This window comes from Burkholderia sp. AW33-5 (assembly GCF_053427615.1).
Map to the genome: position 1 here is coordinate 490,769 of NZ_JBSAXA010000003.1, position 19,798 is coordinate 510,566.

22 protein-coding genes are annotated in these 19,798 nt (G+C 68.3%); 11 read left to right on the forward strand and 11 right to left on the reverse strand.

What is annotated here, in order from left to right; all coding sequences use genetic code 11:
• Window positions 1–14: 14 nt before the first annotated feature.
• Window positions 15–335, reverse strand: a complete 321-nt coding sequence (locus ACV22V_RS09085) for a DUF7660 family protein (protein WP_059692167.1) — start codon at window positions 333–335, stop codon at window positions 15–17.
• 195 nt (window positions 336–530) lie between these two features.
• Entirely contained in the window at window positions 531–1,403 is an 873-nt protein-coding gene (locus ACV22V_RS09090) for a LysR family transcriptional regulator (protein WP_223965321.1), read from the reverse strand.
• Between the two features lie 137 nt (window positions 1,404–1,540).
• Between ACV22V_RS09090 and ACV22V_RS09095 the strand changes: the two genes are divergently transcribed.
• Entirely contained in the window at window positions 1,541–3,001 is a 1,461-nt protein-coding gene (locus ACV22V_RS09095) for an MFS transporter (RefSeq protein WP_448013607.1), read from the forward strand.
• A gap of 69 nt (window positions 3,002–3,070) precedes the next feature.
• Here ACV22V_RS09095 and ACV22V_RS09100 read toward each other — a convergent pair whose 3' ends face one another.
• Together ACV22V_RS09100 and ACV22V_RS09105 are read right to left on the reverse strand one after the other, a co-directional pair.
• Window positions 3,071–3,268, reverse strand: coding sequence for an oxidoreductase-like domain-containing protein (locus ACV22V_RS09100; protein WP_059468460.1), 198 nt, complete (start codon window positions 3,266–3,268; stop codon window positions 3,071–3,073).
• 177 nt (window positions 3,269–3,445) lie between these two features.
• Complete coding sequence (locus tag ACV22V_RS09105; RefSeq protein WP_059699044.1) at window positions 3,446–4,159, reverse strand: SDR family NAD(P)-dependent oxidoreductase; 714 nt, start codon at window positions 4,157–4,159, stop codon at window positions 3,446–3,448.
• Window positions 4,160–4,456: 297 nt separating this feature from the next.
• Here ACV22V_RS09105 and ACV22V_RS09110 point away from each other — a divergent pair, with 297 nt between their 5' ends.
• Window positions 4,457–5,134, forward strand: coding sequence for a dihydrodipicolinate reductase (locus ACV22V_RS09110; RefSeq protein WP_448013608.1), 678 nt, complete (start codon window positions 4,457–4,459; stop codon window positions 5,132–5,134).
• Between the two features lie 83 nt (window positions 5,135–5,217).
• Here the strand turns inward: ACV22V_RS09110 and ACV22V_RS09115 are convergent, their stop codons facing one another.
• The gene (locus ACV22V_RS09115; protein WP_448013609.1) at window positions 5,218–6,027 is read right to left on the reverse strand and encodes an SDR family oxidoreductase; all 810 of its coding nucleotides are present in this window, start codon (window positions 6,025–6,027) and stop codon (window positions 5,218–5,220) included.
• Window positions 6,024–6,857: a molybdenum cofactor biosynthesis F family protein gene (locus ACV22V_RS09120; RefSeq protein WP_059692206.1), complete on the reverse strand. Its 834-nt coding sequence runs from the start codon at window positions 6,855–6,857 to the stop codon at window positions 6,024–6,026. The genes ACV22V_RS09115 and ACV22V_RS09120 overlap by 4 nt, the downstream gene beginning before the upstream one ends.
• A gap of 170 nt (window positions 6,858–7,027) precedes the next feature.
• Between ACV22V_RS09120 and ACV22V_RS09125 the strand changes: the two genes are divergently transcribed.
• The 3 genes from ACV22V_RS09125 to ACV22V_RS09135 all read left to right on the forward strand — a co-directional run bounded on the left by ACV22V_RS09125 (window position 7,028) and on the right by ACV22V_RS09135 (window position 9,654).
• Window positions 7,028–7,822 (forward strand): AraC family transcriptional regulator, encoded by a 795-nt coding sequence (locus tag ACV22V_RS09125; RefSeq protein WP_448013610.1) that lies wholly within the window; start codon window positions 7,028–7,030, stop codon window positions 7,820–7,822.
• Between the two features lie 205 nt (window positions 7,823–8,027).
• On the forward strand, window positions 8,028–8,951 hold the full coding sequence (locus ACV22V_RS09130) for a DMT family transporter (RefSeq protein ID WP_448013611.1): 924 nt from the start codon (window positions 8,028–8,030) through the stop codon (window positions 8,949–8,951).
• Window positions 8,952–9,105: 154 nt separating this feature from the next.
• On the forward strand, window positions 9,106–9,654 hold the full coding sequence (locus ACV22V_RS09135) for a permease (protein WP_448013612.1): 549 nt from the start codon (window positions 9,106–9,108) through the stop codon (window positions 9,652–9,654).
• A 90-nt stretch (window positions 9,655–9,744) separates the two neighbouring features.
• Here ACV22V_RS09135 and ACV22V_RS09140 read toward each other — a convergent pair whose 3' ends face one another.
• Window positions 9,745–9,879 (reverse strand): entericidin A/B family lipoprotein, encoded by a 135-nt coding sequence (locus tag ACV22V_RS09140; protein ID WP_059449563.1) that lies wholly within the window; start codon window positions 9,877–9,879, stop codon window positions 9,745–9,747.
• Between the two features lie 235 nt (window positions 9,880–10,114).
• On the opposite strand from ACV22V_RS09140, the gene ACV22V_RS09145 reads away from it, so the two are divergent.
• Complete coding sequence (locus ACV22V_RS09145; protein ID WP_448013613.1) at window positions 10,115–11,410, forward strand: aspartate carbamoyltransferase; 1,296 nt, start codon at window positions 10,115–10,117, stop codon at window positions 11,408–11,410.
• A gap of 88 nt (window positions 11,411–11,498) precedes the next feature.
• Here ACV22V_RS09145 and ACV22V_RS09150 read toward each other — a convergent pair whose 3' ends face one another.
• A complete protein-coding gene (locus ACV22V_RS09150) occupies window positions 11,499–11,918 on the reverse strand; it encodes a PIN domain-containing protein (RefSeq protein WP_448013614.1) in 420 nt (139 codons plus the stop codon).
• Complete coding sequence (locus ACV22V_RS09155) at window positions 11,915–12,154, reverse strand: FitA-like ribbon-helix-helix domain-containing protein (protein WP_059527196.1); 240 nt, start codon at window positions 12,152–12,154, stop codon at window positions 11,915–11,917. Before ACV22V_RS09155 ends, ACV22V_RS09150 begins: the two co-directional genes overlap by 4 nt.
• 322 nt (window positions 12,155–12,476) lie before the next feature.
• Between ACV22V_RS09155 and ACV22V_RS09160 the strand changes: the two genes are divergently transcribed.
• The 5 genes from ACV22V_RS09160 to ACV22V_RS09180 all read left to right on the forward strand — a co-directional run bounded on the left by ACV22V_RS09160 (window position 12,477) and on the right by ACV22V_RS09180 (window position 17,454).
• Window positions 12,477–14,720, forward strand: coding sequence for a TonB-dependent receptor (locus ACV22V_RS09160; RefSeq protein WP_448013615.1), 2,244 nt, complete (start codon window positions 12,477–12,479; stop codon window positions 14,718–14,720).
• 3 nt (window positions 14,721–14,723) lie between these two features.
• Window positions 14,724–15,479: a tetratricopeptide repeat protein gene (locus tag ACV22V_RS09165; protein WP_448013616.1), complete on the forward strand. Its 756-nt coding sequence runs from the start codon at window positions 14,724–14,726 to the stop codon at window positions 15,477–15,479.
• Entirely contained in the window at window positions 15,476–16,159 is a 684-nt protein-coding gene (locus ACV22V_RS09170; RefSeq protein WP_448013617.1) for a Fe2+-dependent dioxygenase, read from the forward strand. Before ACV22V_RS09165 ends, ACV22V_RS09170 begins: the two co-directional genes overlap by 4 nt.
• A 366-nt stretch (window positions 16,160–16,525) precedes the next feature.
• On the forward strand, window positions 16,526–17,110 hold the full coding sequence (locus ACV22V_RS09175) for a nucleotidyltransferase family protein (RefSeq protein WP_059526676.1): 585 nt from the start codon (window positions 16,526–16,528) through the stop codon (window positions 17,108–17,110).
• Between the two features lie 200 nt (window positions 17,111–17,310).
• Window positions 17,311–17,454: a hypothetical protein gene (locus tag ACV22V_RS09180; RefSeq protein WP_006752960.1), complete on the forward strand. Its 144-nt coding sequence runs from the start codon at window positions 17,311–17,313 to the stop codon at window positions 17,452–17,454.
• 28 nt (window positions 17,455–17,482) lie between these two features.
• On the opposite strand, the gene ACV22V_RS09185 is transcribed toward ACV22V_RS09180, so the two are convergent.
• Complete coding sequence (locus ACV22V_RS09185; RefSeq protein WP_059692157.1) at window positions 17,483–18,241, reverse strand: SDR family oxidoreductase; 759 nt, start codon at window positions 18,239–18,241, stop codon at window positions 17,483–17,485.
• Window positions 18,238–19,785: an FGGY-family carbohydrate kinase gene (locus tag ACV22V_RS09190; protein WP_448013618.1), complete on the reverse strand. Its 1,548-nt coding sequence runs from the start codon at window positions 19,783–19,785 to the stop codon at window positions 18,238–18,240. Before ACV22V_RS09190 ends, ACV22V_RS09185 begins: the two co-directional genes overlap by 4 nt.
• Window positions 19,786–19,798: the final 13 nt, after the last annotated feature.

Here is a 19,798-nt window from a genome sequence, read left to right on the forward strand (position 1 = left end):
ATCGCCGCGACGCGCTATTCGTAGATCTTGCCGGCGAACAGGATGTCGGCCATGCGCCGCCACGGGTTGTCGGGCAGGTCGTAGCAGCGCAGCCCGTCCTCGGACGCCTCGGCCCAGTCGACCATCGCCTCCAGGTACTCGCCGATCGAGCGGTTTTCCCAGCCGAGCGCGGCGGCCGCGAACGGCGACGGCGGCACGTCGGCGTCGAGCTGGCGCTCCTTTTGCCAGTCGTGGCCGAGCACGCGCAGGAAGTGGATCAGCGAGCGCTCGTCGACCACCCGCTCCAGCGCGTGCTGCAGCCGCGCGGCCATCTCGCTTTTCAGTTCGTCGTTCATGCGTCTCGCCCCCTGCTACGCAACGTTCGGAAAGCTTCCACCTCGCACCAATCGGAATACGTTTCCTCGACGATGAAGAAATCGTCGAAATGGACCCGCCCGAGCCGCTCGAGCGACGATCCCGAAATCTCCCGATATTTTCATCGGTAACGACCCCGTTGAATACGCGCCTCTGCCCCGACGCGCATGCCTGCGTCACATCAGCAACTGCCGCGACAGCACCTCGCGCGCCTGCGTGACGGCCTCGCGTTCGCCGGGCATCGGCGGCGTCAGCGAGAACACGGCGTCGGGCAGCGCCGGCAGCCGGTATTTCGCGCCGAGCCGCACGAGACCCTCGCCGATCGCCGATGCGCACAGGCAGCCGACGCCGAGCCCCGCCGCCAGCATCGACTGCAGCCCCGCGACACCCGACGCGCTGTGCACGAGCACATACGGCGCGTGCTGCTCGTCGAGCGAGCGCACGGCGATCTGATGCATCATGCAGTCGTCCGGCAGCAGCACGAGCGGCAACGGCTCGGGCAACTGCTCGGCAAGCGCGGGCGACGCGACCCACGACAGCGGCTCGCGCCGCAGCACCCAGCGCGTATCGGCCGACGCGGGCCGGAACGGGCCGCTCGACAGGTTCATCACGACGCCCAGATCGATCTGTCCGCGCGCATGCGCGGCTTCGATCTCCGCGCTCTTCATCGCGCTCACGTGCAGGCTCAGTTGCGGGTAGCACTCCCGCAACCGCGCGAGCAGGCCCGCGACTTCATGCGTCCGGTAGTAATCGGTGATCGCGACGCGCAACTCGCCCTTGATCGCCTGCCCGCGTACTTCGTCGAACGCGGCCTCGTTCAGCGCGACGATGCGGCGCGCATGCTGCAGCAAACGTGCGCCGGCCGGCGTCGGCTCCACGCCGCGCTTGCTGCGCACGAACAGCGGCACGCCGGCGCGCGATTCGAGCTTGCGCACCTGCTCGCTCACCGTCGACTGTGACAGATGCAGCAACGGCGCGGCCGCCGTAAGGCTGCCCGCATCCGCCACCGCCGCGAAAGTGCGCAACTGATCCAGATCGAAACCGCGCATCGCCCTCTCCATCCATCGAATAACCCGATGGATGCTACCACCAATTCCCGCTTTTCCGATTCATCGGCAATTCGCAGAATGTCGGTTCAACGGGTTTCGACCTACGTTGCGGCCCTCATTCTTCCGGACTTCCGTTCATGACCGACAACACCCTCGCCCCTTGCGCGCCGGCCGGCACGGCCGCCGCGGCGCCGCCGCGCAGCCATCACGGCTGGGCGCTCGTGGTCCTGCTGGTCGGCGCCATTCTGCCGCCGCTCGACTACTTCATCGTGAATCTCGCGCTGCCGGCCATCCGCGACGGCATCGGCGCACGACCGTCCGAGCTGCAGCTCGTCGTGTCGGCCTACGCGTGCGCGAACGCGGTCGTGCAGATCACCGGCGGGCGTCTGGGCGACCTGTACGGCCGCAAGCGGATGTTCATGATCGGGATGGCCGGCTTCGTCGTCGCATCGACGCTGTGCGGGCTCGCCGGCAGCGGCGCGGTGCTGGTCGGCGGCCGCGTGCTGCAGGGCCTGTTCGCCGCGATCCTCGCGCCGCAGGTGCTCGCGACGATCCGCAGCGTGTTCAGCCCGCAGGAGCAGGTGCGCGTGATGGGTTTCTACGGTTTCGTGTTCGGCCTCGCGGCCGTGATCGGCCAGCTGGGCGGCGGCGCATTGATCAGCCTGCATCAGTTCGGGCTCGGCTGGCGCGCGATCTTCCTGGTCAACGTGCCGATCGGCATCCTCGCGCTGCTCGGCAGCTGGCGCTTCATCCCGGAAAGCCGGCCGCCGCGCGGCCAGCGTATCGACGTGCCCGGCACGGTGCTGCTGTCGCTGTCCCTGCTGATGCTCGTCTATCCGCTCACGCACGGACGCGAGGCAGGCTGGCCGCTGTGGATGGTCGCGTGCATCGCCGGGGCGCTGCCGATGCTCGGCGCGCTGCTGGCGGTCGAAGCGCGCCGGCTCGCCGGCGGCCGCGATGCGCTGCTCGACGTGCGCCTGCTGCGCAATCCGGTCGTCGCGCTCGGGCTCACGCTCGCGTTCCTGTTCTACATGCTGAGCGCGTTCTTCCTGAGCTACGGGATCTATCTGCAGGGTTGCTTCGACTGGTCGCCGCTCGCGTCGGGGCTGGCGATCCTGCCGCTCGGCATCGGCTTCCTCGCGAGCCCGCTGCTGATGCCGCGCCTCGTCGACCGGTTCGGCGGCCATCGCGTGCTCACGCTCGGCTTCGCGATACTCGCGGCCGGCGTCGCGACCGCCGCCGCACTGGCCGGCGACCACGCGCCCGGCCCGGGCTTTTACGCGGGCATCGCGGCGATCGGCATCGGGCAAGGCCTCGTGCTGCCGTCGGTCGTGCGGATCGTGCTCGCGGAAGTCGACGCGGCACGCGCCGGGGTCGCATCGGGCATGGTCAGCACGATGCTGCAGATCGGCGCGGCCGTCGGCGCGGCGACACTCGGCGGGCTGTTCTTCGCGCGGCTCGGCGCGCAGCCGGGCGCGCTCGACTACGTGCAGGGGTTCAGGACGGCGATGTGGGCGCTGACGGTCGTGCTGCTCGTGTGCGTCGCGTTGTCGGCCGCGCTGGGGCCGATGCATCGCCGGGTGCGGGCCGGCGCGTGACGACGCGGGTCGGACGACACATCGCCGGCAGCGAATCGGGGCATGCGCGATCGCTTGCCGGCATCGAGCTCACTTGTGATGTTTGCGTTGCGCGTGCCGCGCTTCCCATTCGGCCAGCTCGACGCGATAGCGCGCCAGCGCTTCGTCGTACAGGTCGAAAACGCACGGCGAGCAGCCGCTGTTGCAGCAGTCTTCCAGTTCGGGTTGTTCGGGCGGGGTGGGACGCGGATCGTCGGCGAGCGTATCCGCGGAGGCAGGCTTGGTCACGGCTTCAGTCACATGATGTCGAACGTCCAGTATACGGTGATGGTCCGCTGCATGCAGGCATGCAGGCCGTATGCAGCCGCGCAACCTGCCGATCGAAATCGCGACGGTCACGCAACCGCCGCGTGCGCGATTCCGCATGCCCTGACGTCATACTCGAGTGCGACCGTCCGCCATCCGCTACGCCACGCGACCGCTCACGGGAATCGATGCGCCGGTGATCGCCTGCGCATCAGTCGACAGCAGGAACCCGATCGTCGCGGCGATCTGTTCGGGCCGGACCCAGCGCGTGAAATCCGCGTCGGGCATGTCCGCGCGGTTCGGCGGAGTGTCGATGATGCTCGGCAACAGCGCATTCACGGTCACGCCGCGATCGAGCAGTTCCGCCGCCAGCGCCTCGGTGAGTCGCGCGACGCCCGCCTTCGCGGCCGCATACGCGCCCATTCCCGCGCCTGCCTTGAACGCCGCACCCGCGCCGATGTTGACGATGCGGCCCGCCGGGCTCGCCACCAGATACGGCAGCGCGGCCTTCGACGCATTCAGCGCCGTCTTCACGTTCAATTCGTACATGCGGTCCCACGTGGCCGCGTCGCCATCGGCGATCGTCTGCCACACGAACGCGCCTGCAATGTTCAGCAGCGCGTCGACCCGGCCGAATTCGCGATTCACGGTGTCGAGCGCGCGCGCAGCCGCCTGCGGATCGACGAGATCGATACCGCCGAGGCGCAGCGCATCGGCCGGCACGCCGGGCAACGCCTGCGCGTCCGGCGCCGTGCCACGGCCGATCAGCGCGACGCGCGCGCCGTGCCGGCCGAGCCAGGCGGCGGTTGCGACGCCGAGGTGGCCGAATCCGCCGGTGATCGCGACTGCCTTGCCTTTCAGGTCGTGTTCCATCGATGTGCTCTCCTGAGTCGAAGGGGGTTGGATGATACGCGGTTCGGTGCGATGCCGGCCGCGACACGGGCGTGCACGGCCGGCGTTTCGACAGCGTAGCGCCGTTCACGCCTCCATGCGCACGGCGACACAGGCGTCGCCGCCGACGAAGTCGATCTGTCGATCCGCCGCGGCCGTGCTGGTGCACACCACGCGTGACGGCATCGCCGGGCATAATGCGCGATCACGGCGCGCCGCACGATGTGCCGTGATCGCGCCGTTTGCGTACCGAACCCCGAACCTCAACCCGTCTATCCCATGCAAGTACTCGTCGTTGGCACCGGCCAGCTGGCAACCGAACTGCTCAGCTCACACCGGCTCGACCCGGCAACCTGTCGCGCGATGGCCTGGTCGGACCCCGCACGCAGCGACGCCCGATCGATCGTCGTTCACGCCGGATCCGGCCGCGAGCTGCCTGCCGCGATCGAATTCTGCCGCACCACGGGGTCGCCGCTCGTCGAGCTGTCCACCGGCTCAGACCTCGAAACCGGATCGCACGACTTCCCCGTCGTGCTCTGTCCGAATACGAACATCCTGATGCTCAAGTTCATGAGCATGCTGGAAACCAGCGGCCACCTGTTTCGCGACTGCCACATCAGCGTGACGGAATCGCATCAGGCCAGCAAGACGTCCGTGCCCGGCACCGCGGTCGGCATCGGCCAGTCGCTCGGCGTTCCCGCGCAGGACATCCACTCCGTGCGGGACCCCGCCGAGCAGCGCGACGCATTGCAGATCCCCGACGACCAACTCGGCCGCCATGCGTTCCACCGGATCCGCATCGAGGACGGCGCATGCAGCCTGCAATTCGAATCCCGCGTATACGGCGCGTCGCCTTACGCGGATGGCGTGTCGCGGATCGTCGAGGCCGTCCGGCAGCACGAGCTCGAACCTCGCCGGTACTCGATCGTCGAGTTCATTCACAACGGTTGGCTGTAAGCACGACGATGCGCGCGACGCGCCGGCGACGCCCCCGCCGGCCCGCTCGACGGCCCTGATCGCACGATCGCGCACGCGCCCTCTTAACCGTCACCCAGCACGGCCCCGCTTTCCGGCAACGTCGCCCCGCCGTCGACGACGATCGTCTGCCCGGTGATGTACGCCGCATCGGCCGACGCGAGAAACAGCATCGCGTTCGCGATGTCATCCGGCTCGCCCATCCGCGCGAGCGGAATGTCGCGCGCGATCTGCGCGGCGACCGACGCATCGCCGAGATTGCCGGCCGCCGGCGTGCGGATCATCCCCGGCTCGACGCCGTTGACCGTCACGTTGCGGCGCGCGAGTTCGAGCGCCGCCGCGCGAATGAAGCCGTTCACGCCTGCCTTCGACGCCGCGTAGTGCGCGAGCCCCGGATAGACAACGCGCGGCCCGGTCACCGACGACGTGACGAGCAGCCGCCCCGCCCCCGCACGTTCGAATGCCGGCAGCGCGGCCTGTGCGAGCCAGAACAGCGCCGACAGGTTGACCGACAGCGTGCGCTCGAGCGTCGGCGCATCGATCTGCGCGAACGGTGTCAGCGGGAAGTACGCGGCGTTGTGAACGACGACGTCGAGCCGGCCGCCGTCGCGCTCGACCGCCTCGACCAGCGCGACGAGTTCGTCGCGGCTCGCGGCGTCGACGCGATACGCACACGCAGCGCCGCCCGCGCCGGCAAGCGCATCCGCCTGCGCGGCAGCGGCATCGCCGTTGAGATCGGCGAGCGCGACGAACGCACCGGATTGCGCGAAACGGCGCGCGGTCGCCGCGCCGATCCCCTGCGCCGCGCCCGTGACGAGCACGACACGGCCACTGAAATCCGCACGCAGGCGGCCGCTGCCCGGCACGGCACTCATCGCTGCGCCTCGCCGGCGAGCGGATACACGGTTTCGTTCAGCACCTGCGCATGCGCGCCGATCGGGAAGTTCGACAGCGTGCCGAAATCGCCGCCCTGGTAGCCGAAGATCTTGCCGTCCGTCTTGCGTTGCGCGAGGTCGATCAGCACGACGCCGAGCGTCGGCACCACCTTCTCGCGCCATACGAACAGATACAGCTGCTCGGCGAGCCTGAAGTAATGGCAGCGGTCCACGTCGGCCAGGCCGCCTTCGACGCCCTGCAGACACTGCCAGGCGTAGAAGTTCTCGTTCAGGTAGATGTGCTCGTAGCATTCGGTCGGGCTGTAGCGATACATCGTGCGCTTGCCGATCAGTTCGCGCGTGGGCCCGTGCAGCGGGCCCGGCCGCGCGTGGCCGCCGAGCGTGCCGTGCCTGAATGTCGCATCGACGCCCGTCAGCGGCAGCCCGCGCGCGACGCGCGTGAACGCGTCGACCTGCGTATCGGCTTCGGTCGGCAGCGTGCCGATCACCGACGTCCACACGCCGTCGCCGACGTCGATCACGAGACTGACCGACGTCGCGCGTGCTGCCGGGTCGATGTAATCGACGAAGTACAGGTCGTCGCGCAGCCGCGTGACACGGCACGGCGCACGGCCGCCCGTGTCGGTCGCCGCGTCGCGCCATTGCAGCGCGCCCGCCTCGAACGTATAGACGCGCCATGCGCCCGATGCATCGCCGAGGGCCAGCGATCGCCCGACGAGCGCGTCCACGGGCGCGAGGACGTTCGCGTCCGGCGCGAAGCCGTCCGCGAGCGCGCCAACCTGAATGAATACCGGGTCCTGTCGTTCCACCTGCCGTCTCCCGCGCAGCCTCAGGCCCGGCGGGCCGTGTACGCTGCTGATGTGCACATGGTGCGGGCTGCGCGCGCCGCGCGGTATCGGCCAAAAGGATGAAGGGCGCGCGGCGCCGGAACGCGCTAAAGTGCACGTGATCCGCGCCGCTGCCGGCGCGAGGAGCGCCCATGCACCGTGTCACCCATTACCGACGCACCGATGAAGGCATCGAGGCGATCAGCCTCGAGTCCGACCGCACGTTTCCGCGGCATGCGCACGACGAATTCGGGGTCGGCGTGATCGTCAGCGGCGCGCACCGGTCCTGGAGCGGCCGCGGGCAGGTCGATGCGCTGGCCGGCGACGCGATCATGGTCAATCCCGGCGAGATGCACGACGGCATGCCGATCGAAACGGGCACGGGCCGGCGTTGGCGGATGCTGTACCTCGCGCCTGCACTGGTCGCGGGCGTCGCGGCGGAAGAAGGCCTCGGCGGTGTCGAGCTCGCGCACCCGGCCGTGCGTGACGCGCGGCTCGCGGCCGCGTTCGGCCGGCTGCATGCACGGCTCGTCGCAGGAGACACGGTGCCGCTCGCCCGCGACGAGGCGCTCGTCACGCTGGTCGCCGGGCTGCTTGCGCGGCACTCGAACCGCGCGCTGCCGCCCGCCGGCGTCGCGCCGGCGATCCGCGTCGCCCGCGAGCGACTCGACGCGGCGCCCGCCGCACCCGTTTCGCTGGCGGAACTCGCCGGCCTGAGCGGCGTGAGCCGCTTCCAGCTGCTGCGCGGATTCGCGCGCGAACTCGGCATCACGCCGCACGCGTATCTGATGCAGTCGCGCACGCGGCTCGCGCGCGCCCTGATCGCCAGCGGCCGGCCGATCGCGGATGCCGCGGCCGAAGCCGGTTTTGCCGACCAGAGCCACCTGACGCGCGCATTCGCACGCCAGTTCGGGATCACGCCGGGACGATTCACGCAGGCAGGCTGACGGGCCTCGCCTCGCGGCATGGCCACCCGGTGCGCGGCGATGTCGATCGTCGCCGCCCGGCAGCAACGGCTCTGGATGGCAGCGCTACCGTTCAACCGAGATACCGGACAGGACACATCGCCGTTCCCGCTCACCCGCCCCGCTCGCCGACGCCGCTGCAATTTCGTTCAAGACGCCCGCGCCGCCGCACGCGACGATGCGGCACATGAAGACACGACTGATCGGCTATCTCTATCTCGCCGCCGCAATGGCCGGCGTCGGCAGCACCGTCATCGCGAGCCGCCTCGCGGCCGGCGGCCTGCCGCCGTTCGCGGCCACCGCGCTGCGCTTCCTGATCGCAACCCCGCTGCTGTTCGCGCTGATGCGAGCGCAGCGAATGCGATGGCCGCGGGTCTCCGCACGCGACGCCGTGCTGCTCGTCGTGCAGGCTGCGGCGGGCGGCGTCGGCTATACGGTGCTGCTGATCAGCGGCACGAAGCTGTCGTCGCCCGTCGATGCAGGCGTGATGCTCGGCACGCTGCCGGCGATGTCGACGCTGATCGCGGCGGTCGTGCTGCGCGAGCGGCAGACGCCGCGCGACTGGGTCGCGGCCGCGCTGGCCACCGCCGGCGTGCTGTTCGTCACGTTCGCGCCCGGCCAGGCCATGCCGTCGCTCAGGACGCTCGCCGGCGACGCGCTGGTGCTGGCCGCCGTCGCTTGCGAGGCCGTGTTCATCCTGCTCAACCGGCGGCTGTCGGCGCCGTTGCCGCCGCTCGCGCTGTCGACGGCGATGTCGGGCCTCGGCTTCGTGCTCGCGCTGGTGCCGGCCGCGTTCGAATGGCACGCGCTGGCGAGTGGCTGGAACGTCGGCGCGGTGTCGGCGATCGCGTACTACGCGCTGGTGCCGACCGTGCTCGGCTATCTGTGCTGGTACGCGGGTTCGGCTCGCACGAGCGGCACCGAAGCCGCGCTGTTCACGGCGGTCGCGCCGGTCTCGGCCGTGCTGTTCGCGGTCGCGCTGTTCGGCGAGACGCTCGGCGGCACGCGATTGCTCGGCATCGCGCTCGTCGTCGCGGGGATGCTGGTGGGTGCGACGCGGCGGCGCGAGCCGCCGGCACGCATCGCGTCAGCCGGTTGTCTCGATGGCTAACCCGTTCGTCGATCGATGGCCGTCACCGCGCGCCATAGACGACGACTGTAGGAATGTGTCCGCACGCGGCAAAATCGTTGCGTACCGTCGCGCAAGATGCAATATTCGCGTGGCCGGGCCATTTGACCACCATCGAACAATAATTCGCATTGCCATGAACAAGAAGGAAGCCAAAACAAGAATCGCGGCGCTGCTGTCCGCGGGCGCGAGGAAAGCCGACGTGCTCGCCGAGCTCGCCGGACAGGGCCTCAAGGATCGCGTGCTCGCGCGCCTGATCGCGTCGCGCCCCGACCCCGAACTGTGCCGAAAGAACAAGGTGCATACCCGGATCCTGATCGCGCTCGGCGTCGCGCAGTTGCTGATCAGCCTCGCACTCGCCTATCTGCTCCTGGTGGACGGGCTCAGCATCGGCGCCGCGGTGCTGTTCCTCGCGTTGACGGTGCCGCTGTCGCTGCTGTTCATCTGGGGCTTCGCGACTCATCGCGTCGGCGCGTATCACGCGTTCATCGTTCTGTCGCTGCTGCAAGTGCCGAGGACCATCGCCGATCTCGGCCGCGATCCGTCGGCCGCGCTGCCGACCCTCGGGGTGACGGTCATCCTGGTCGGCTACGTCTGGTTCGTCCGCAACCGGCTGTTCCCGGACTTCGGCTGGTTCACGCCGCGCAAGGTCGAGGGCCGTTACGCGTTCGTGGAAAACGCCTGACGCTGTCGACCGCGCGCCATGAAAAAGGCGCCGGGCCGCCCCGCGATCGCGGGACGGCCCGGCGCCTTCTGCATTCCGGAATCCGGTGGCTTACTTGGCCTTCTCGGCCGTATCGCTAATTGCCTGGCCACCCTTCGAAATGTCCTGCCCCATGCCTGCAACGGTATTGCAACCGGCGAGCGCGGCGGTCACCACCAGCAGCACTGCAGCAATCGTACGCGTCATTCTCATTCTCCTTCGAGTCAACATGCCCGACCGGGCGAATCGTATGCGGCGTCGATGCCCTGCGGCGCGCAGGACACGGGGCCTGACCTGATTATACGGAGACGGCCGCCGCGCGCCAGTGTTCGCCGGGCCGGGCGTAACCCAGGCCACACGGGCCGTTGCGCAGATTTTCCTTGACTTCGGCGGGCCTCGAACTAATATACGCACCGCGTATATTTCTCATCAGGTGCCGCCGATGACCGTTCCCCAACAAGCCTTCCTGCGCGACGCGATGCGCCGCCTCAACATGACCCGCGAAGCGTTCGCGAACCGCATCGGCGTAAGCCGTCGTGCGCTGGACACGTGGCTGTTGCCCGACGACTCGCAGGAATCGCGCGGCATGCCCGAGATCGTCGAGCGCTTCGTATCGGAAATCGTCGAACGCCCGGCACCGGATAGCGGCGACTATACGCAAAGCGTAGAAAAACAGGGGCTCGCGAAGCAATTCCTGTTCGAAGGCAAGCCGCAACTGATTTCCGTGGACCAGTTCTCACGGGATTCGGTCGAGGCGCTGTTCCGCGTCGCCGACGTGATGCAGCCGATCGCGCGCCGCCACAAGATCTCGCGCGTGCTCGAAGGCGCGGTGCTCGGCAACCTGTTCTTCGAGGCCAGCACGCGCACCCGCGTGTCGTTCGGCGCGGCTTTCTGCCGGCTCGGCGGCTCGGTGTGCGACACGACCGGCTTCACGTTCTCGTCGATGGCCAAGGGCGAATCGATCTACGACACGAGCCGCGTGATGGCCGGCTATGTCGACGCGCTCGTGATCCGCCACCCGGAGAAAGGCTCGGTTGCGGAGTTCGCGCGTGCGACCAACCTGCCGGTGATCAACGGCGGCGACGGCCCGGGCGAGCACCCGAGCCAGGCGCTCCTCGATCTCTATACGATCCAACGCGAGTTCTCGCGCCTCGGCAAGATCGTCGACGGCGCGCATATCGCGCTCGTCGGCGACCTGAAATACGGCCGCACCGTGCACTCGCTCGTCAAGCTGCTCGCGCTGTACCGCGGGCTCAAGTTCACGCTCGTGTCGCCGCCGACGCTCGAAATGCCCGCGTACATCATCGACCAGATCGCGACGAACGGCCACGTGATCGAACAGACGAACGACCTCGCGGCCGGGCTGCGCGGCGCGGACGTCGTCTACGCGACGCGGATCCAGAAGGAGCGCTTCACCGACGAGTCGTTCGAAGGCTACACGCCGGATTTCCAGATCAACCAGGCGCTCGTCGACTCCGTCTGCAAACCCGACACGCTGATCATGCACCCGCTGCCGCGCGACAGCCGGCCCGGCGCGAACGACCTGTCGGTCGACCTGAACCGCGATCCGCGCCTCGCGATCTTCCGGCAGACCGACAACGGCATTCCGGTGCGGATGGCGATCTTCGCGGTGCTGCTCGGCGTCGAGAATCTGGTTCAACATTCGATGCGCGACGCCACATGGCGCCCGCCGGCGTACCTCGGGCCGGAGGATGCGGTGTTTCACGGGATCGATTGACCCGCAGACGTCATACACACGACGCGCCGTCTTGCACGGCGCGTTTTTCATTTTCGATGCGGATGATGCGGAAGCGGCCGGCCCCGCGTCAGCCGACCCACGGATCGATCACGCGCAGGCCCGCCGCTTCGAACGGCGCAACGTCGCGCGTGGCCACGATCAAGCCGTTCGCTGCGGCTGTCGCGGCGATAAAGCCATCTGCCGATGCCAGCGCGTTGCCCGTCGCACGAGCCTTCGCACGAAGGCCCGCATACGCTTTGCTGGCTGCATCGTCGAACGGCAGGACCCGGCCGCGAAACAGCGGCACGATGCGCTGCTCGATGCTTTGGTGCAGCCAGTCTCGCCTCCGCCCTTCCGGCAATGCCGCCACGCCGAATCGCATTTCCGCGAGACTGATTGCGGCAAGAAACAGCGTCTCGACGTTCTGCGCGTCGAGCCATTCGATCACGGCCACGCTCGGCTCGCGTCGCAACGGCTCGGAAATGACGTTGGTATCGACCAGGATCATTCGAAGCTCATCGGGTCGGTGGGCGATCCGTCACGCCGAACCTCGAAATCGATACCGCCGGCCTCTCGCCCGATTTCAGCCAGCAGCGTTCCCAGCTTGGGCCGCCCGTCTGGCCGGACGGCCTGCTCCAGAATGTCGCGCACCTCGGCTTCGGTACTGCGGCCATGTTGCGCTGCGCGGACCCGAAGTGCGCGATGCACCTCGTCGGGCAAATTTCGAACCGTGATCACGGGCATGATGCGCCTCACTGAGATTGCTTTCAATGCAGTCATACTATCACCCTGCTGTCACTCTGAACGAACGAAGATGCAACCACTGTAATCCGCCCGCCACGCCCATCACACTCGGCCATTCGGCCATCCTGCCCCTCCCCGCAAGCGTTCAAGCCCTCTGCAACATTCGTCAACACTCTCACCACAAATGCGAACAAGAACGCTTCTCATTTAAAGAAAAATTACATAGAATGCCGCCTGAAAACAAATCGTAATAATTCCCAGCGGCATGCACATTTTCGTAGCGCGTCGTTCCGGGAGCCACACTGCGAGGTCGAAGCGCATCATGAAGTCCCGTCCTGAAGAGCTGAAGCTCGGCAAATTCACCACCCTGTGCAGCGTGCTCGCCGCGGGCCCTGCGTTCGCCGATGGCACGCCGCCGCCCGCACCGGTCGGCACCGAAGGCCATCTCGCGCCGATCGAGGTCCAGGGCAAGGCCGAGCACAGCTACAAGGCCGACTTTTCCGCCTCCACGAAATTCACCGCGCCGCTCGTCGACACGCCGAAGTCCGTGACCGTGATCCCGCAGGAGCTGATCCAGAGCAGCGGCGCGGCAACGCTGACCGAGGCGTTGCGCACCGTGCCGGGCATCACGTTCGGCGCCGGCGAAGGCGGCAACCCGCTCGGCGATCGTCCGTTCATCCGCGGTTACGACACGCAAGGCAGCATGTTCGTCGACGGGATGCGCGACACGGGCGCGACCACGCGCGAGATCTTCAACACCGAGCGCGTCGAGATCACCAAAGGCTCCGACGGCGCATACGGCGGCCGCGGCGGCGCGGGCGGCAGCATCAACCTGATCACGAAAGCGCCGCACCTCGGCACGACGGCGGCCGCGAGCGCCGGCCTCGGCACCGACCGCTACCGCCGCTTCACCGCCGACGGCAACTGGCAGTTCGCCGATCACGCGGCGTTCCGCCTGAACCTGATGAGCCACAACAACGACGTCGCCGGCCGCGACGCCGTCAACAACGAGCGCTGGGGCGTCGCGCCGTCGATCGCGTTCGGTCTCGGCACGCCGACGCGCGTGACCGCGAGCTACTACCACCTGTCCACCGACGACATGCCCGACGGCGGCATTCCGTACTTCTACACGACGTCGAACAAGCCCGCGAACGTCGACACGATCTATCCGGCGCCCGTCGACCGCCACAACTTCTACGGCCTGATCGACCGAGACTTCCGCAAGACCACGTCGGACATCAGCACGATCAAGATCGAGCACGACATCACGCCGAATCTGACGGTGCGCAACACCACGCGCTACACGGAATCGACGCAGGACTACATCTGGACGCAGCCCGACGACAGCCAGGGCAACGTGGTCAACGGCCGTGTCTGGCGCCGCAACAACAACCGCAACAGCTCGATCAACAGCCTCGCGAACCTGACCGAACTGTTCGGCGAATTCCGCACCGGCCCGTTCAAGCACAGCTTCTCGACCGGCATCGAGCTGTCGCGCGAATGGGGCAAGCGCGATTCGTACACGGTCGCGACCGACAAGGGCACGGTCTGTCAGAAAGGCATCGGCGCGCCGTCCGGCTACAACTGCACGAGCCTGTGGTCGCCGAACCCGAACGATCCGTGGGCCGGTTCCGTCACGCGCAACAACGACTATGCGCATGCGCGCACCACGACCAAATCGATCTACGGCTTCGACACGATCGAGCTCACGCCGCGCTGGCAGGTGAACGCCGGCGTGCGCATTGACGACTATTCGACCCGCTTCACCGACACCAAGGCCAACGGCAGCAAGACCTACACGCGCGACGACACGCTCTTCAACTGGCAGGCCGGCCTCGTGTTCAAGCCCGCGCGGAACGGCAGCATCTACGCGTCGTATGCGACGTCGTCGACGCCGGCCGGCATGCTGCTCGGCGAAGGCAGCGAGACGCAGTCGCTCACGCCGGGCCGCGGCGGCGTCGGCTCGAACGCCGATCAGCTGTCGCCGGAGAAGAACCGCAGCATCGAACTCGGCACGAAGTGGAACGTGCTGAACGACAAGCTGTCGCTGACCGCCGCGCTGTTCCAGATCGACACGACGAATGCACGCGTGACGCTGCCGAACAACCAGTACGCGATGGTCGGCAACAAGCGCGTGCAGGGCCTCGAACTCGGTGTCGCCGGCCAGATCACGAAGCAATGGCAGGTGTTCGGCGGCTATACGTACATGAAGAGCGAGCTGCGCGACAACGGCAAGGATGCCGCGAACAACGGCCACCGGTTCCCCAATACGCCGAAGCACAGCCTGACGATGTGGTCGAACTACGACGTGACGCCGAAATTCACCGTCGGCGGCGGCGCGTTCTACATGTCGGAAGTGTTCGGCGATCCCGCGAACCTGCGTGCGGTGCCGTCGTACTGGCGCTTCGACGCGATGGCGCAATACCGGATCAACAAGAAGCTCGACCTGCAGCTGAACGTGAACAACCTGTTCAACCGCACGTACTTCGATCAGGCGTATCCGGCGCACTACGCGTCGATCGCGCCGGGCCGCTCGGCGTTCGTCACGCTGAACGCGCGCTACTGATCGATGGAAACCGTCTCGCTGAAGGCGCTCGCGTCGGTGTCGCCGCGCGCGTTCGCCGACATCCTGGCCGGGCCGCCCGAGCGCGCCGCCGCGTGGGTCGCGGCAGCCGCCGACAACGGGATCGTCGACGCGCAGGCCGTCTACGGCCAGTACCTGCTCGACGGGCACGGCGTCGCGCGCGATCCGGCCGCCGCGTTCGGCTGGTTCCGGCATGCGGCGCGGGCCGGTCACCCGATGGCGATGAACATGCTCGGCCGCTGCTACGAGTTCGGCTGGGGGACGGCCGCGTGCGCGCCGGTGGCCGTGTACTGGTACCGGCTCGCCGCGCAGGCCGGCCTCGACTGGGGCATGTACAACCTTGCGACGGCGCTCGCGCTCGGCAACGGCGTCGCCCAGGATCGCGCCGCCGCGCTCGACTGGTTTCGCCGCGCCGCCGCGCTCGGCCATGCGAAATCGATCAACCTGATCGGCGGCTTTTACGAGGACGGCTGGGTCGTGGCCGTCGATGTCGACGCCGCGTTCGACCACTATCGCCGCGCCGCCGAGGCCGGCGATTTTCGCGGCCAGTTCAACTACGCACGGCTGCTCGCCGATCGCGGGTGCGTCGACGAAGCCCTCGTCTGGCTCGCGGGCGTGCCGGCCACCGCCACGCCCGCGTTCGTCGCGAAGATGCGCGCGTATCTCGCGTCGTCGCCGCTCGACGCGTTGCGCGCGGCGGCGCTGCAGTTGCCGTCTCACGGTATGGAATCCGAATCATGATGCTTCATATCCCCGGCGTGCTGACCCAGGCACAGGTCTCGCAATGCCGCGAGATGCTCGATGCCGCCGACTGGGTCGACGGCAACGCGACGTCCGGCACGCAGTCGGCGCTCGCGAAACGCAACCGGCAATTGCCGGAAGGTTCGCCTGTCGCGCGCGCGGTCGGCGATGCCATCCAGGATGCGCTGGCCCGACATCCGCTGTTCTTTTCGGCGGCGCTGCCGCTGAAGGTGTTTCCGCCGCTGTTCAATCGCTACGAAGGCGGCGAGGCGTTCGGCACGCATGTCGACAACGCGATCCGGCTGCTGCGCGGCACGGATTTTCGCGTGCGCAGCGACCTGTCGGCGACGTTGTTTCTCGAGGAACCGCACGCGTACGACGGCGGCGAGCTGTGCGTGGAAGATACGTACGGCGTGCATCGCGCGAAGCTGCCGGCGGGCGATCTCGTGCTGTATCCGGCGTCGAGTCTGCATCGGGTGACGCCCGTGACGCGCGGCGAGCGGGTCGCGTCGTTCTTCTGGATCCAGAGCATGGTGCGCGACGACGGCGATCGCACGCTGCTGTTTCAGCTCGATACGCAGATTCAGGCGTTGTCGGCGGAAAAAGGCGCGAAGGATCCGATGGTCATTTCGCTGACAGGGATTTATCACAACCTGTTGAGGAAGTGGGCGGATGCGTAGTCGCGGCAATCACGCCCGCTATGCACGCGCCATGCGCAAGTGCACGGGCCATCGCTCCCTTCCCGTGCCGGCATTCATCTAACGAAATCGCCGATGACGGACGACGCGCCTTGCACCGCATTCACCGGCAACGGTTTCATCGATTACCGTCGGAATGGTTGGCATGAGTCGTCCGGCGACCGCCATTGGGCCGTGATGCAAGTTGAATCGCCCGCGATATGACGCCTCGTCGAGCGAACCTTCCCCAACGAACGCACCCGCCGACATTCTTTCCGACGACAACGCCCCCCATCGGTAACATCCGCACTTGCCGATCCCCGCCCGCTCCCGCACAATCGGGCCACCTGCCTCCCTCCCCCCGCGCCGATGTCCTATGCGTCACTCGCCACCGGCGTCCTGCTCGCCGGCGGTCTCGGTCAACGCTTCGACCCAAGCGGTCTGCACAGCAAGCTGCTCGCGCTGCTTCCCGACGGCACGCCGGTTGCGGTCGCGGCCGCGCGTCGCCTCGCCGCGGCCACGGCCGACGTGATCGCCGTCGTGCGTCCCGGCGCGGAAAAACTCGCGATTCTGCTGAACGAAGCCGGTTGCCAGGTCGTCTATGCGCCCGACGCGATGCGCGGCATGGGCGCAAGCCTCGCAGCGGGCGTCCGCGCGACGCCGGAAGCAACCGGCTGGCTGGTCGCGCTCGGCGACATGCCCTGGATCGCGGCATCCACCTACGAAGCGGTGACGCGCGCGCTCGACGCCGACGACGCATCGATCGTCGCCCCCGTCCATCGCGGCGTGCGCGGTCATCCGGTCGGCTTCGCCGCGCACCATTACGATGCACTGGCCGCGCTCGACGGCGATACGGGCGCCCGCGCGTTGTTCGCGAGCGCACCGGTCAACCTGCTCGGCGTCGACGATCCCGGCATCCTGCGCGACGTCGACACGCCCGCGGATCTGCGCTGACATCGGCGCGCGCCGGCCGCACCGCACATCGTGGATGCCGGCCTTCGCGCGATCCGGCGCGATACCTGCAGAGGCTCGCATGTCGCCGGCAATCCGCCTGCCGCCGCGAGAATCACGCTGCAAACACCCGCCCGATTGCCTATAACGGAGACGAGGCGCGCCCGCCGCGCCACCGCCGCCACGCATTGCGCGAGTTCCCCATGGACCACACGACCCCGATGCCCGAGCCCCCGGCCGACCCGAACCGCGATCCGGAAGACGATCCGTTGTCGCCGCCGCCACCGGGGCATCCTCACGACAACCCGCAGCAACCCGACGGACCGCCGAGCAAGGACCCGGTCTAGCCGGCATCCGTCCGCGAGCGTCCGTCCGCTACCGCGCCGTATACCCGCCGTCGATCGCCAGCGACACGCCGCTGATCATCGACGCCGCGTCGCTGAGCAGGAACAGGATCGGCTCGACCACCTCGTCCGGCTCCGCGAAGCGCCCGAGCGGAATCGCCGCGAGCATCGGCGCGCGTTTCTCCGGCTCGCTCCACGCGAACTGCGCCATGGGCGTGAGCGTGACGGTCGGGTTCACGCTGTTCACGCGGATCCCGTGCGCGCCGAGTTCGATGCAGAGCACGCGCGTCATCGCGTCGAGCGCCGCCTTCGACGCGCAATAGCTCAGATGCGCGGGCAGGCCGACGAGCGCGGCCTGGCTCGATACGTTGACGATGCTGCCCCGCGCGCGTGCCGCGCCTCGCCCCGCACGTTCGATCATCTTCCGCGCGACGGCCCGCGCGACCAGCGCCGCGCCGCGCGCATTGACGGCCATCACGCGATCGAAGTGCGCCGCACTCACCTCGAGCGCCGGTTCGAGCGACGCGATCCCCGCGCAGTTGACGAGCCCGTCGAACGCATCATGCACAGCGAGCGCCGCATCGATCGCGTGTTCGTCACCGCCGATATCGATGCGCAAGGTTTCGCATGCGATCTCGCCAGCCAGCGAATCGAGCGCGGCCGCATCGCGCCCCGCCGCGACGACCCGCGCGCCGGCATGGGCCAGCGCAACCGCACAAGCGCGCCCGATGCCGCTCGACGCACCGGTGACGAGCACCCGCGCACGGCTGAAATCGAATCGTGTCTTCATGATGACGCGCGCAGTTCGTGCATGATTGGCTTGAGTGCCGGATACAACGCCGTGTAAAGCGCGAAGCGCGCCGCATACGCATTCGCGCGCGCGGCATCGGGACGCGCGCGTTCGACGAGCGTGACCCAGCCGCCTTGTGCGTCGTCGTGCGACACCAGCCCCGCGCCGACGCCCGCGAGCAACGCGGCGCCCATCGCGGCTTCGACGTCCTGCTCGATCGTCCACACCGGGAAACCCGTCACGTCCGCGACGATCTGCATCCACAGCGCCGAATGCGCGGCGCCGCCGACGACGGTCAACCGGTCGTCCAGCGCCGCCGCGCCGCGCCGGCCGGCCTCGATGTTGTGCCGCAGCGCGAACGCGACGCCTTCGAGCACCGCGCGATACAGGTGCGCGCGTGTGTGCGCGAGGCTCAGCCCGACGAATGCGCCGCTCGCCTTCGCGTCCCACACCGGGCTGCGTTCGCCCATCAGGTACGGCAGGAACAGCACGCCTTCCGCGCCGGGCGGCACGCTTTCGGCCGCTTCCTCGAGCAGCACGTGCGGGTCGCCGTGCGGCAGCAATCGCGCCGCATCGATCTCCGCATGACAGAACTGATCGCGGAACCACGCGACCGATGCACCGGCCGTGATCGCGCCGCCGAACACGTACAGGTCGCGCTGACCGTTGAACACGTGCGGCATGCTGACGAGCCCGTGCCGCGCATCGACGTGCTGGTTCACGTAGCCCCAGCACATGCTGGTGCCGATCATCGCGACATGCTGGCCGGTGCGCGTCGCGCCGGCCGCGAAGGTCGCGACGGCCGCATCCACGCCGCCCGCGACGACCGGCATGCCGGCCGGCAGGCCGAGCCGTTCCGTCCATTGCGACAGCAGCCCGCCGACGACGTCGGTCGATTCGACGAGCCGCTCGGGCATCATCGTCGCGGGGATGCCGAGCATGTCGAGCGCATCGTCGGACCACTCGCGGCGCGCGACGTCGTACACGCCGCCGATGTTACCGGCCGAACTGTGGTCGACCGCGATTTCGCCGGTCAGCAGATAGATCACGTACGCGTTCGGCGGCAGAAAATAACGTACGTTCGCCCACACGTCCGGGCGCTGCTCGCGCAGCCACAGTATCTTGGCGAACCCGTAGTAGCTGTCGACGCCGTTGCCCGTGATCACGCGCAGCCGCTCGACGTTCACGTTCTCGTTCACCCAGTCGACCTCCGCGGTCGCGCGCCGATCCATCCAGATCAGGCACGGGTGCAGCGGCCGCATGTCGCTGTCGACCGGAATGCCGGAGCCGCCATACAGGCTGCTCACGCACACGGCGCGGATCGCGTCGGCCGGCACGCCGTGCGCGCGCGCGTCGCTCACGCAGCCCGCGATGCAGTCGAGCACCGCATCGAACCACACCTGCGGCCACTGCTCCGCCCACAGCGGGCGCGGCGTGTCGGGCTGGTAGCCGGCCGAACGGCGCGCGACGATCGTGCCATGCCGGTCGACGAGCAGCGCCTTGGTGCTCTGCGTGCCGATGTCGACGCCTATCACGTATTCCATGATGTCTCCGGTG

What these genes read in the sequence shown, in the direction of transcription:
- ACV22V_RS09085 (WP_059692167.1), bottom strand. Translation starts at nt 335, where the DNA reads ATGAACGACGAACTGAAAAGCGAGATGGCCGCGCGGCTGCAGCACGCG.
- ACV22V_RS09090 (WP_223965321.1), bottom strand. Translation starts at nt 1,403, where the DNA reads ATGCGCGGTTTCGATCTGGATCAGTTGCGCACTTTCGCGGCGGTGGCG.
- ACV22V_RS09095 (WP_448013607.1), top strand. Translation starts at nt 1,541, where the DNA reads ATGACCGACAACACCCTCGCCCCTTGCGCGCCGGCCGGCACGGCCGCC.
- ACV22V_RS09105 (WP_059699044.1), bottom strand. Translation starts at nt 4,159, where the DNA reads ATGGAACACGACCTGAAAGGCAAGGCAGTCGCGATCACCGGCGGATTC.
- ACV22V_RS09110 (WP_448013608.1), top strand. Translation starts at nt 4,457, where the DNA reads ATGCAAGTACTCGTCGTTGGCACCGGCCAGCTGGCAACCGAACTGCTC.
- ACV22V_RS09115 (WP_448013609.1), bottom strand. Translation starts at nt 6,027, where the DNA reads ATGAGTGCCGTGCCGGGCAGCGGCCGCCTGCGTGCGGATTTCAGTGGC.
- ACV22V_RS09125 (WP_448013610.1), top strand. Translation starts at nt 7,028, where the DNA reads ATGCACCGTGTCACCCATTACCGACGCACCGATGAAGGCATCGAGGCG.
- ACV22V_RS09130 (WP_448013611.1), top strand. Translation starts at nt 8,028, where the DNA reads ATGAAGACACGACTGATCGGCTATCTCTATCTCGCCGCCGCAATGGCC.
- ACV22V_RS09135 (WP_448013612.1), top strand. Translation starts at nt 9,106, where the DNA reads ATGAACAAGAAGGAAGCCAAAACAAGAATCGCGGCGCTGCTGTCCGCG.
- ACV22V_RS09140 (WP_059449563.1), bottom strand. Translation starts at nt 9,879, where the DNA reads ATGACGCGTACGATTGCTGCAGTGCTGCTGGTGGTGACCGCCGCGCTC.
- ACV22V_RS09145 (WP_448013613.1), top strand. Translation starts at nt 10,115, where the DNA reads ATGACCGTTCCCCAACAAGCCTTCCTGCGCGACGCGATGCGCCGCCTC.
- ACV22V_RS09150 (WP_448013614.1), bottom strand. Translation starts at nt 11,918, where the DNA reads ATGATCCTGGTCGATACCAACGTCATTTCCGAGCCGTTGCGACGCGAG.
- ACV22V_RS09155 (WP_059527196.1), bottom strand. Translation starts at nt 12,154, where the DNA reads ATGCCCGTGATCACGGTTCGAAATTTGCCCGACGAGGTGCATCGCGCA.
- ACV22V_RS09160 (WP_448013615.1), top strand. Translation starts at nt 12,477, where the DNA reads ATGAAGTCCCGTCCTGAAGAGCTGAAGCTCGGCAAATTCACCACCCTG.
- ACV22V_RS09165 (WP_448013616.1), top strand. Translation starts at nt 14,724, where the DNA reads ATGGAAACCGTCTCGCTGAAGGCGCTCGCGTCGGTGTCGCCGCGCGCG.
- ACV22V_RS09170 (WP_448013617.1), top strand. Translation starts at nt 15,476, where the DNA reads ATGATGCTTCATATCCCCGGCGTGCTGACCCAGGCACAGGTCTCGCAA.
- ACV22V_RS09175 (WP_059526676.1), top strand. Translation starts at nt 16,526, where the DNA reads ATGTCCTATGCGTCACTCGCCACCGGCGTCCTGCTCGCCGGCGGTCTC.
- ACV22V_RS09180 (WP_006752960.1), top strand. Translation starts at nt 17,311, where the DNA reads ATGGACCACACGACCCCGATGCCCGAGCCCCCGGCCGACCCGAACCGC.
- ACV22V_RS09185 (WP_059692157.1), bottom strand. Translation starts at nt 18,241, where the DNA reads ATGAAGACACGATTCGATTTCAGCCGTGCGCGGGTGCTCGTCACCGGT.
- ACV22V_RS09190 (WP_448013618.1), bottom strand. Translation starts at nt 19,785, where the DNA reads ATGGAATACGTGATAGGCGTCGACATCGGCACGCAGAGCACCAAGGCG.